This is a genomic window from Streptomyces sp. MZ04 (assembly GCF_004684775.1).
Lineage (GTDB): Bacteria > Actinomycetota > Actinomycetes > Streptomycetales > Streptomycetaceae > Streptomyces.
In genome coordinates, this window is sequence record NZ_SRIC01000277.1 from 1 (window position 1) to 10,533 (window position 10,533).

At 70.2% G+C, this 10,533-nt stretch carries 14 protein-coding genes and 1 pseudogene; 4 read left to right on the plus strand and 11 right to left on the minus strand.

The window, feature by feature from the left end:
• Window positions 1–104: 104 nt before the first annotated feature.
• Entirely contained in the window at window positions 105–791 is a 687-nt protein-coding gene (locus E2651_RS35425) for a TetR/AcrR family transcriptional regulator (RefSeq protein ID WP_245239433.1), read from the plus strand.
• 22 nt (window positions 792–813) lie between these two features.
• Here E2651_RS35425 and E2651_RS35430 read toward each other — a convergent pair whose 3' ends face one another.
• Together E2651_RS35430 and fusA are read right to left on the minus strand one after the other, a co-directional pair.
• Window positions 814–1,032, minus strand: coding sequence for a hypothetical protein (locus E2651_RS35430; protein ID WP_135335364.1), 219 nt, complete (start codon window positions 1,030–1,032; stop codon window positions 814–816).
• A 165-nt stretch (window positions 1,033–1,197) separates the two neighbouring features.
• Window positions 1,198–3,300 (minus strand): elongation factor G, encoded by a 2,103-nt coding sequence (gene fusA / locus E2651_RS35435; RefSeq protein WP_135335365.1) that lies wholly within the window; start codon window positions 3,298–3,300, stop codon window positions 1,198–1,200.
• 437 nt (window positions 3,301–3,737) lie between these two features.
• Between fusA and E2651_RS35440 the strand changes: the two genes are divergently transcribed.
• Window positions 3,738–4,832 (plus strand): S1 family peptidase, encoded by a 1,095-nt coding sequence (locus E2651_RS35440; protein WP_135335366.1) that lies wholly within the window; start codon window positions 3,738–3,740, stop codon window positions 4,830–4,832.
• A gap of 29 nt (window positions 4,833–4,861) precedes the next feature.
• Here the strand turns inward: E2651_RS35440 and E2651_RS35445 are convergent, their stop codons facing one another.
• Complete coding sequence (locus E2651_RS35445; RefSeq protein ID WP_135335367.1) at window positions 4,862–5,128, minus strand: hypothetical protein; 267 nt, start codon at window positions 5,126–5,128, stop codon at window positions 4,862–4,864.
• Window positions 5,129–5,287: 159 nt separating this feature from the next.
• Here E2651_RS35445 and E2651_RS35450 point away from each other — a divergent pair, with 159 nt between their 5' ends.
• Complete coding sequence (locus E2651_RS35450) at window positions 5,288–5,563, plus strand: chaplin (RefSeq protein WP_135335368.1); 276 nt, start codon at window positions 5,288–5,290, stop codon at window positions 5,561–5,563.
• A 59-nt stretch (window positions 5,564–5,622) separates the two neighbouring features.
• Here the strand turns inward: E2651_RS35450 and E2651_RS35455 are convergent, their stop codons facing one another.
• From E2651_RS35455 to E2651_RS35470, 4 genes are all read right to left on the minus strand, one after another.
• Complete coding sequence (locus E2651_RS35455; protein WP_135335369.1) at window positions 5,623–6,495, minus strand: tyrosinase family protein; 873 nt, start codon at window positions 6,493–6,495, stop codon at window positions 5,623–5,625.
• 38 nt (window positions 6,496–6,533) lie between these two features.
• The gene (locus tag E2651_RS35460) at window positions 6,534–6,887 is read right to left on the minus strand and encodes a tyrosinase cofactor (protein WP_135335378.1); all 354 of its coding nucleotides are present in this window, start codon (window positions 6,885–6,887) and stop codon (window positions 6,534–6,536) included.
• 74 nt (window positions 6,888–6,961) lie between these two features.
• Complete coding sequence (locus E2651_RS35465; protein WP_348541688.1) at window positions 6,962–7,423, minus strand: hypothetical protein; 462 nt, start codon at window positions 7,421–7,423, stop codon at window positions 6,962–6,964.
• A gap of 112 nt (window positions 7,424–7,535) precedes the next feature.
• Complete coding sequence (locus E2651_RS35470) at window positions 7,536–8,192, minus strand: vitamin K epoxide reductase family protein (RefSeq protein WP_135335371.1); 657 nt, start codon at window positions 8,190–8,192, stop codon at window positions 7,536–7,538.
• Window positions 8,193–8,328: 136 nt separating this feature from the next.
• Here E2651_RS35470 and E2651_RS35475 point away from each other — a divergent pair, with 136 nt between their 5' ends.
• Window positions 8,329–8,529: a hypothetical protein gene (locus E2651_RS35475; protein ID WP_135335372.1), complete on the plus strand. Its 201-nt coding sequence runs from the start codon at window positions 8,329–8,331 to the stop codon at window positions 8,527–8,529.
• Between the two features lie 92 nt (window positions 8,530–8,621).
• On the opposite strand, the gene E2651_RS35480 is transcribed toward E2651_RS35475, so the two are convergent.
• The 4 genes and pseudogenes from E2651_RS35480 to E2651_RS35495 form a co-directional block, all read right to left on the minus strand.
• Window positions 8,622–9,125, minus strand: a complete 504-nt coding sequence (locus E2651_RS35480; protein ID WP_135335373.1) for a DUF5949 family protein — start codon at window positions 9,123–9,125, stop codon at window positions 8,622–8,624.
• 216 nt (window positions 9,126–9,341) lie between these two features.
• Window positions 9,342–9,593: a chaplin gene (locus E2651_RS35485; protein WP_135335374.1), complete on the minus strand. Its 252-nt coding sequence runs from the start codon at window positions 9,591–9,593 to the stop codon at window positions 9,342–9,344.
• A gap of 103 nt (window positions 9,594–9,696) precedes the next feature.
• Complete coding sequence (locus tag E2651_RS35490; RefSeq protein WP_135335375.1) at window positions 9,697–9,981, minus strand: hypothetical protein; 285 nt, start codon at window positions 9,979–9,981, stop codon at window positions 9,697–9,699.
• Between the two features lie 245 nt (window positions 9,982–10,226).
• Window positions 10,227–10,533: pseudogene (locus tag E2651_RS35495) on the minus strand (hypothetical protein); the annotation flags it as partial.

Below are 10,533 nucleotides of genomic sequence, written 5' to 3' on the forward strand. Positions count from 1 at the left end.
GGAGGCGGGAGGGCCGATGAACCAGAAGGTGACGCCCGTCATCTTGTGACAGCAGGCGATAGATGTACCCTGGTACATGTTTTGTATGGCAGGGCGATGAGGAAGTGAGGCTGGCCCTCATGGGCGTGGATCCGCCGGGGGCGACGATGCCGCTGGGGCGTCGTGAACGCAACAAGCAGAGGGTCAGGGAGCGGCTCTACAACTCGGCCGTGGTCCTCTTCGCCGAGCAGGGGTACGACCGTACGTCCATCGGCGAGATCGCGGAACGCGCGGATGTGGCCCGCGGGACGTTCTTCAACTACTTCCAGCGCAAAGAGGACTTGATCAGCGCCTGGGGCGAACGCCGCCGGGCCGTGTTGGAGGAGTCGTTGGCGCAGTATGCCTCCGCGTCCGGCCCGAACGCGGTCACTCAGCTGGAACGCTGCATGGCGACGCTCGGCCGCATCAACGAGAGCGAGGGGGCGCTGGTCGTCCCGATGCTGACCGCGTGGGTGAAGGCGGGACACCCGCTGGTCGAGGAGCCGTACGTCGCGAAGACCTTCGCCCAGATCGTCCAACTGGGCAGGACGCAGGGCGAGTTCGATGCCACGGTGGACTCGTCCCAGGTCGGCTTCATCCTGCGCGACATCTACCTGGGTGCGCTGTTCCGCTGGAGCCAGACCGTGAAGGGGCCGTCGAGCTTCTCGCTGGGCGACGAACTGCAGGCGTCCCTGACCCTGCTGATCGACGGCATCGGCGCGAACCCCCGCGCGGCGTCGGACGAGCGGGAGGTCCCGGACACCCCGGCCTAGGGCCTGTCCGATGGGACAGGCCCTAGCCGCGCCGGACCCCCGCCTCCTCCGCGTACTCCCCGAGGACGACGACGGCGAACGCCGCGCCCGCGAAGACCTTCGCGGCGCGCAAGGCGTCGCCCAGACGGTGCGGGCGGCGGGCCGCGGAAGAGGCCGTGGCGCCCGAGAGGGCGGCACGGGGTGAGACGGAGGCGGCCGGTACGGTCGCCGCGGACGACGGGCTGAAGGCTGCTGTACTCATGCCTCCATGGTGGAATCCGGGCCTTCGATCCACATCGGCCTGCGGAGGTAACCCGAGGCCGCCCACCCTCCACCCGAAGACTGACCCCGCCCCCTAGGGATGCCCTGAGACGTGGGAGAGAGGGCCGACCGGCCCCGCCCCTGAGGGCGGGGACCAGCCAACCCGCTACCGGGCGAGCACCGCGCCGGACGCCGCTGCCGGCACCGCCGCGTACCCAGTAGGCCGAGTCGTGAATGTGCCCCGGCCCTGCGTACGGCTGCGCAGCCGTGACGCATAGCCGAACAGCTCGGCCAGCGGCACCGTTGCCGTGAGTACCGCCGTGCCGGCCCGCGCGGCCTGGCCCGAGACCTTGCCGCGACGCGCCGCCAGGTCACCGAGCACGCCCCCGACGGCATCGTCCGGCACGGTGGCCGTCAGTTCGACGACCGGTTCGAGCAGGGCCACCTCGGCGGCCCGCAACGCTTCACGCAGCGCGAAGCGGCCCGCCGTCCGGAACGCCATCTCCGAGGAGTCCTTGGGATGGGTCGCCCCGTCGGTCAGCGTCACCCGCAGCCCCGTCACCGGATGGCCGCCGAGCGGACCCTCGGCGAGAGCGTCCCGGCAACCGGCCTCCACCGCACGGACGTACTCCTGCGGCACCCGGCCGCCGACGACCGTGGACCCGAACACGAAGGCCTGGGCCGCCGTGCCGTCGTCCGGAGCCGCCAGCGGCTCCACGTCGAGCACCACATGCGCGAACTGGCCCGCACCGCCGTCCTGTTTGACATGCCGGTACGTCAGCCCCGACACCCCGCGCACGACCGTCTCCCGGTAGGACACCTGGGGGCGGCCGACCTCGACGTCGAAGCCGTGCGTACGGCGGATCTTCTCCACCGCGACCTCCAGATGCAGTTCACCCATGCCGGAGAGCACCGTCTGGCCGGTCTCGGCGTCGACCCGCACGGCGAGCGAGGGATCCTCCTCGACCAGGCGTGCCAACGCCGACGACAGCCGTCCGGTGTCGACGTTCCTGCGGGCCTCGACCGCCACGGAGACCACCGATGCCGTCACCGCGGGCGGTTCGAGGACCACCGGCGCACCGGGAGCGCACAGCGTGGTGCCGGCGCGGGCGGACTTCGGGCCGATCACGGCCACGATGTCGCCCGCGACCGCCCGCTCCAACTCCGCGTGCCGGTCGGCCTGGACGCGCAGGATCCGCCCGATGCGCTCACCGCGGCCCGTGCCCGCGTTCATCACCGTGTCTCCCTTCTCGATCGCTCCCGAATACACCCGCAGATACGTCAGCCGCCCTGTAGCCGTCGCGTTCACCTTGAAGACAAGGCCCGCGAACGGCGCCGTCGCGTCGGCGGCACGCTCCTCCACGGCGTCGCCCCACGTCCCGCGCATCGCCGGTACGTCCACCGGCGAGGGCAGGTAGGCCACCACGGCCTCGAGCAGCGGCTCGATCCCGCGATTGCGGTAGGCCGAGCCGCAAAGGACCACCACGCCCTCACCGCTGAGGGTGAGATCGCGCAGCGCGGCAGTCAGCGTCCCGGTCGAGAGCGCCGACGTCGCGCAGTACTCCTCCATCGCCGCCGCATGGAGTTCGGCCACCGCCTCCTCCAGCAAGTGCCGCCGCCGGTCGGCCTGTTCGCGCAGATCCGCGGGGATCGGGACGACTTCGTACGCGTCATGCGTCTCGCGGCCCGCGTGCCAGACGAGGGCACGCATCCGCAGCAGGTCCACGACGCCGGTGAACTCGCCCTCACGCCCGATCGGCAGCTGCACCACCAGCGGGACCGTGCTCAGCCGCTCCCGAATCGAGGCCACCGCCGTGTCGAGATCGGCACCCGCCCGGTCCAGCTTGTTGACGAACGCGATCCGCGGCACGCCGTACCGGTCGGCCTGCCGCCACACCGATTCGCTCTGCGGCTCGACACCCGCGACGGCGTCGAACACCGCGACCGCCCCGTCGAGCACCCGCAGCGAACGCTCCACCTCGTCGGCGAAGTCGACGTGGCCCGGCGTGTCGATCAGATTGATCCGGTGGCCGTCCCAGGCGCAGCTGACCGCCGCGGCGAAGATCGTGATCCCGCGGTCGCGCTCCTGCGCGTCGAAGTCGGTGACGGTCGTGCCGTCATGGACCTCGCCCCTCTTGTGGGTGGCGCCGGTGAGGAACAGGATCCGTTCGGTGACGGTGGTCTTGCCGGCGTCGACGTGGGCGAGGATGCCGAGATTGCGGACGTACGCCGATGAACGGGTGGACGGGGCGGGCAAGTTGGTGCGCATGGCCTGAGGCCTTTCGATGTGCTCGAGAGCAGGGCAGCGCGATGTCCGGACGGGACTCCAGGCAGGAGAGCGGAGTCAGCTGTTCGCGTCGCGGAGATTCGGTGAGGGCCGCGCAGCCGTCACCGGGCGCATCGAGACACCAGGATCACGTCGTACCGCGACCAGGGAGCACGGGCAGTAGCGCGGTGGTCCCACATGGCCCGGCCCCCTCACATGACTCGCTCGACGAAAGGCGCACCGCCTTGCCGTCGCGGCGCGCGCCCCGAGCCTAAGCGAGCGGCCCGGCGCGGGCACGGGAATTATTCGGCCCGTCCCCGTGCGCCCCCCCATTGAGTCCCACGCGCCTCCCATACGTACGTGGATGCAACAGCGGTCACACCGGGGCCGCCAGTCCCTCGTGTCCCCGGTGTCCCCAACACTCATGAGAGGTCAGTGACTTGAGCCATCGACGAGTCAACAAGAGGACCGGCGCGCTGATAGGGGCGGGGGCTGTCGCGATCGCCGCCGCGGCGACACTGCTCCCGCACGCCAACGCGAGCGGCGCCAAGGACAAGGGCGATCAGGAGGTACGCGCGTACACCCAGCGGTCGGCGTCCCGGGTCGGCACGTCGCTCGCGGCGGACCTCGGGGGCGGCGGCGCGGGCTGGTTCTACGACGGTGAGCGGCGCCAACTGGTCATGAACGTCACCGACGAGAGCTCCGCCGAGCGCGTGCGGGCCGAGGGCGCGGTGGCCAGGGTGGTGGAGAACAGCACCGCGGAGCTGAAGGCCGTGACCGGGACGCTGAGCGACGAGGCATCGGTGCCGGGCACCTCGTGGTCCATCGACCCGAAGACCAACAAGGTGTCCGTGATCGCGGACCGGACCGTCACGCGCGGCGGCCTGGCACAGTTGACCGCGGCCGCCGAGAGCATGGACGGAATGGTGACCGTCAAGCGGTCCGCGGGGGAGTTCAAGCCGTTCGCGGAGGGCGGGGACGCGATCTTCGGCGGCGGCTCACGCTGCTCGCTCGGCTTCAACGTCACGCTGCAAGGCGAGCCCGCCTTCCTCACCGCGGGCCACTGCGGCAACGCCTCGCAGACCTGGGCCAGCGACCAGGAGGGCGGTCAGCCGCTCGGCACGGTCGTCGAATCGGTCTTCCCGGAGAGCGACTTCGCCCTGGTGAAGTACGACGACCCGGCCACCGATGCGCCCAGCTCGGTCGACCTGCAGAACGGCTCGCAGCAGGAGATCACGCAGGCCGCGGAGGCGAGCGTCGGCATGCAGGTGGCCCGCAGCGGAAGCACCACGGGGACCTCCGAGGGCACGGTCACCGGCCTGAACGCCACGGTGAACTACGGCAACGGCGACATCGTCAACGGCCTGATCCAGACGGATGTGTGCGCCGAGCCGGGCGACAGCGGCGGCGCCATGTTCTCCGGCGACGCGGCCGTGGGCCTGACATCCGGAGGCAGCGGCGACTGCACATCGGGAGGCGAGACCTTCTTCCAGCCGGTGACCGACGCGCTGAGCGCCACGGGGGCCGAGCTCTGACCGACCCGGCCCCGCACGGCGGCGGTCGGCTACTGCACCGCGGGAACGAAGCCCATGACCGGCGCGGCCAGGTCGGTCACCTGGTGCAGCTCGTTCAGGCGGCTCAGGCCGCCGAGCTGACTGGAGACGGTCGGGATGGCGCCCCGGTGCTCCGCGGGAATCGCGGCCGTGGCGAGCGAGTCGACCGTGCCGATCGGGGAGATTGGCTCGATGGCGGCGTTCGCCGCGGGGGCGGCAAGGGCCGAGGCCCCGGCGGCGAGAGCGACGGCGGCAACCATGCGTCGTGTTGAAATCATGCTCTGCGCAACGGCTCTCCCTTGGGGTGGACACGGCCTTACGGCCGATTTCACCAATGATGTACCTATCAGTGCCGTTACCTGCTGTCAGTGGCGCCGTTGAAAGGAAAGTACGGGCGCGTCCATGCGGCCGTACTCGTCGATTCAAAGGAGAACGTGATGTCTCGCATCGCGAAGGCAGCCGCTGTCGCTGTGGGCACGGGCGCCGTGGTGCTCGGTGGCGCCGGTCTGGCCGCGGCGGACGCGGGGGCCCAGGGCGAGGCCGTTGGCTCACCCGGCGTCCTGTCGGGGAACCTCATCCAGGTCCCGGTCCACGTCCCGGTCAACGTCTGTGGCAACACCATCAACTTCATCGGGCTGCTGAACCCGGCGTTCGGGAACACCTGCATCAACAGCGACGGCGGCCACGGCCACGGCAAGGGCTACGGCAACTGACCCTCAGCGCGAAGCCCCCGGCGGAGACCACCCCGGGGGCTTTTCCCTGCGTACAGCCCTCACGCGTACCGGTAGATGCCCCGGTGGCTGAACAGCTCCTCCGGCTTCACGTCCCACGGCGGCATGCCCTCGCCCCGGGCGACCACACGGCCGCGCCCCATGCCGGTGCCCACGCGCGGCGGCTCAGCGGGCAGATAGGGCGCGGACCGGGGATGCCGGGCCTGCCAGCGGTCCCACAGCAGGTCCACGAAGGCGTGGTTGAGCCAGAACACGGGGTCGTTGACCGACGCACCGCCGAGCATGTGCCCGCCGACCCAGCGGTGTACGCGATTGTGGTTGCGCCACTTGGAATTGCCGATGCCGGAGGTCCATCCCTCCAGCTTGTTGCGGTACCCCTCGTCGGACGTGGAGTCCCAGGGGGCCGTGTCGTAGACGGGGTCCCGCATGGCCCAGTCCAGTTCGTGCTTGGTGGGCAGTTCGATCGGGTCGTGCGGCCGCCCGAGGTCCCGCATCAGGAACGCGCCGTTGGTCGCCCCCACCTTGATCTTCCAGTGCCCGTTCGTGTGCGCGAACGGACCCGTCACGACCTGCCGGTCGGAGCGCCGTCCGTTGCCGCCCAGGAGGCTCGCGCCCCAGATCGAGGCGCCGGGCGTGCGGTCCGCCGTCCAGTCCCAGTACGGGACCGTCACGGAGGAGTCGACCCGCTGCAGCGCCCGCTCGAAATCGAGCAGGAACCTGCGGTGCCAGGGCAGGAACGAGGGCGTCATGTGCGCAACGCGCAGCCCGTCGTCCCCGTCGGCCACATAGTGCTCGACGTGCGTCCGTACGAACTCGTCGTAGCGGCCCTTGCGTTTGAGCTCGAGCACCGCGTTGACGAAGCGCCGCTTCTCGGCGCTGGTGAGCCGGCTCTGGTTCTTCCGGGTGTAGACCACTTCGGTTCGCTCCTCCGGTCCGGTGCGCTGGGCGGCGATCAGGCGGTGGTGCCGCGCAGTTGCTGCGTACGGCCGAGTTCGTCCACCGCCCTGCGGGTGGCGAGGAGGGGCGTCGGATGCGATTCGTAGTGGTCGATCATGCTCAGGTAGCTGCCGTCGGCGCGGCGCATGAGGTGGAGCGGGCGTCCGTCGACCGTGACGTCCCAGCTCCCGGCGGCGTACGAACCGCGGATGCGCCGCCCCTGATAGACCTCGTCGAACGAGCCGGCGCCGGGCGGACCCCCGCCCGTCCCGCCCGATGCCCGCTGTTCGTGAGTCCCGTTCCGGGTGGCCCAGAAGAGGGCGGCCTGCGCCGTCACCGCGGTGACGGCGACGCCGATGAGGTTCCACATCGCGGCCCGGCGCGTGAACCGCCGCGCGATCGGGCCGCCGCCCGCTTCCGTGTTGCCCACTGCTGGTTTTCTCCTTACGAGAGGCCGACCACGGCCCCCGGCTGCGTCCGCAACAGCGGTGCGTGCAGAGCGGCTTGGGGAAGTTTCGTCCCGGGGAGGCCGAAGTGGTCGGGCTGGGGGCCGGTGAGGGGGGCGTCGAGCGAGGCCCCCGGTGTCGATGTGTCCACGTCCGATTCCGGCGCGGTGACGTCGAGCTGTTCGAGTCCGGCATCGCCGAGGACGTCGGACAGGGGCGCCGTCACCCGGGTCGCGGGCAGTGCGGTGCCGATCGGGACCTGCGGCAGGGCCCGCCCGGGAAGCAGCCGGCCCTCGCCGACCTCCGGGCGGTCGGGCTTGCCCGGCATGGGGACAGGAACGCCGGTGCTGAGCTCCGGGGCCTGCGTCTCCAGGGCCCATTCCAGGCCGTTGAGCGGGATGGCCACGGGGGCGTGTTCCGCGGCCTCCGCCGGAGCGGCCGACGCGGTCGCGGCGGCCACGCAGGTGATGAGAGCCGCAAGAGTTCCTCGAGTATTCGTCTTCATGCCCGGGAAACGATCCCGCGGGCGGCATCAGCGCAGAATTCCCCCGGGTGCACCAATTCCCCGATATTCAGCTGGTCCAGAAGTCCCACCAGCGCGTGAGGATCAGCATCCCGATGACGCCGATGTGCAGCACCGGAAGCACCCAGGTGAATTCGCCGAGGAACGTACGCAGTCCGGAGGGCGCGGGCAGCAGTCCGCTACGGATGTTGAACGACGTCACGGACCAGAACATGACGATCGTGGCGACCCAGGCCAGACAGCACCACAGGCACAGCGAGTTGATCGCGTAGAGCGACTCGTACTGCAGCCAGGTGCAGAACCCCACCCCGAAGAGCGTGCCCGCGTTGAGCGACAGCCAGTACCAGCGCGGGAAGCGGGCCCGGCCGAGCAGGCTCATGCCGATGCACATCACGACCGCGTACGCAGCGATGCCCAGCATCGGATTGGGGAACCCGAAGGCGGACGCCTGCTCGCTCTTCATGATGTTGCCGCACGAGACGACGGGATTGAGGCTGCAGCCCGGAGTGAAGTCCGGGTCCTCGAGCAGCTTGAACTTGTCCAGCGTGATGACCCACGCGGCAAGGAGACCCGCCGCCCCCGTGATCACCAGAAGCAGCGCGAAGGCACGGCTGCCGGCGACGCCGGCTGGCGTCTCAGCCTGGCGTTCGGGCGCTTCGGGCGCTTCGGGCGTACGGGCTTCGTGCAGCGGCGCCTTGGTGTGCATGGCTGTGCGATCCTCCCTGAATTCGGGGGCGACGGGCTCGGCACCCTTTTGCAGTAGTCGTGTGTCTCTCGGCACGACAGCTTCCGTGCCGCTGATTAGCGTCGGATCTGTCCCCGACGGATCTAGGAGAACCCTCATGAAGAACACGCTTCGTCGTGCAGCGGCGACCGCCATGCTGACCCTGGCCGTGGCGGTTCCGCTCACAACTACCGCTCAGGCGGCGGAAGTTCCCACTCAGAAGGCGGCGGCATCACACCCGTGCCACCCCCACGACGGCTGCTGGGGCGACTGGCACCACGACCACCACCTTCTTGACCTGGACCTGGGCCTGCTCTGACGGTCACGGCAAAGACGCGTCACACAAGTACTGGGGTCCGCCGGTCCGTCCCGACCGGTGGACCCCAGCCGCGTGTGCGTGGCGTCGGGCGCTCAGCCGCGCAGGCTGCGCGCGGTGAGCAGGCAGTGCGCGGAGTGCGTCATGGTCTCCTCGTCGCCCGCGAACGCCGCGAGGTCCTCCTCCGCGATCGGAGTCCCGGGCGTGGCCTGGGGCCAGGGGCGCGTGGTGAACATGAAGTAGGCGTGGCCACGGTCCTCGATCGCGTCGAGCCACTCCGGGGGCACGGCGCACTGGGCGTTGAGGTGCGGCATGTTCAGTACGACGCCACCGCCCTCGACGAGGAGGGTGACGGGCAGGCTCGGGTTGCGGGAGCTCTCCACGACGGGCCCGCCGATGGGCAGCCCGGTGTTCCGCAGCAGTGCTCCGACGGCTTCGGACGCGGCCTCCGGACCGCCCGCGCCGTCCCCCAGGGAGTAGGCGAGGAGGAACGGCATGTCCTCCTGGTCCTCGGGGTGTTCGCCGCTCCAGGCGACCACGGTCAGGGTGCCCAGATCGGCGGGCTGAAACGTACGGGATTCGCTCGATGTCGAGGTCATTGCGGAACCGTACCGATGTGTCGTGATATCCAGGGCGCGCCTTTCACTTGACTGGGTGATTGCGGCCGAGCGATCACACGATCGGGGCACCTCGCTCGAACGGTGGCCCCGGAAGTCCCCGGAAAACCCCGAGGGCCGGTTCCGCGGAACAATCCGCGGAACCGGCCCTCGCGGTCGCGCGCCGTACGGCCGCGACGGCGCTCCTCGGGGGGCGCGTCAGCTGTTGACGGCCGTGTTGCCGAACGCCGGGTTCAGGGCGCCGAACAGGTTGGCGGTGTTGCCCGACACGTTCACCGGAACGTGCACCGGCACCTGGCCCAGGTTGCCGGAGATGACACCGGGCGAACCGATGGCCGCACCCTCGGCGCTGGCACCGCTGCCGTCGGTGGCGAAGGCGCTGCCGGAGGCGGCACCCGCGGCCACGCCCGCGGCGGCGATGACCATGGCAGCCTTCTTGGCAGTGTTCATATTCAAACCTTCCCTTCGGGTTTTCTTTACCTTATGGACGTGTCTGCTGGAGCCTTTGCAGGGCCACGTCCATGGGAGTGGAGAATGGAGCTCTGTTTCAGCTCTACTTCGCGAGGGGAAGTCCGCCGAGAAGCTGCGACGGCGCGCCGTTGCCGCCCGAGCCCACGTCTTCCGTGGCACCCTTCACCGAGTTGACGACCGAGTTGGGGTTCTCGGTGTCGAGCGCGTTGGTGGCGAGCGGGGCCGCGTCGAGCGTCGACTGGCTGGTGATCGTGTCCAGTGCACCGTTCAGGCTGGTGGGCGTGAGGTCGGCGGCGAAGGCGGGTGCGGCGGCACCAGCGATGACCATGGATCCGGCAACGACGGCGGCAGCCTTCAGGGGCTTCATCGTGTTCCTTTCTTGGGCGACGGGTGGTCGCCAGAGGGGATTTTCACCGTTCACTTCGCCGTGGCTAACGAGCGCTCTGTACAGCGGAAACTCTGTGCGGCGGGAAATTCCGGGAACCCACCCGAACGAAGGCGGTGTCTCATTCTCGTATGAGATGGACGGCCGGGAAGGGCATGGGGCGCGGACGTGAAAAGGCCGCCACGCCGGCCCGAAGGCCGACGCGGCGGGGGAAAACTGACTCGAGCTCAGAGCGCGGGCGCCGCCACAGGCAGCTTCGACACCGGGAGCGCGTCCGTCGGCAGCTTCGGCAGCGTGGGCAGGCCTGCCAGGTCGGCGGCGGGCAGGCCGCCGCCGAGCAGCGTGGCGGCGACGAGGTTGACGAGGCCGGTGAGCACGGTCGGAATCGCGGTGGCGACCGCCGTGACGTCGCCGCCGGTGGCCGCCTTGACCAGGGCGTCGACCGCGGTCTGAAGGGCCTTCAGGGCGTCGCCCTTCAGGTCGGCGGGCGCCGCCTTGTCGTCACTCGACATCGCCTTCGGGAGCGCGGGGGTC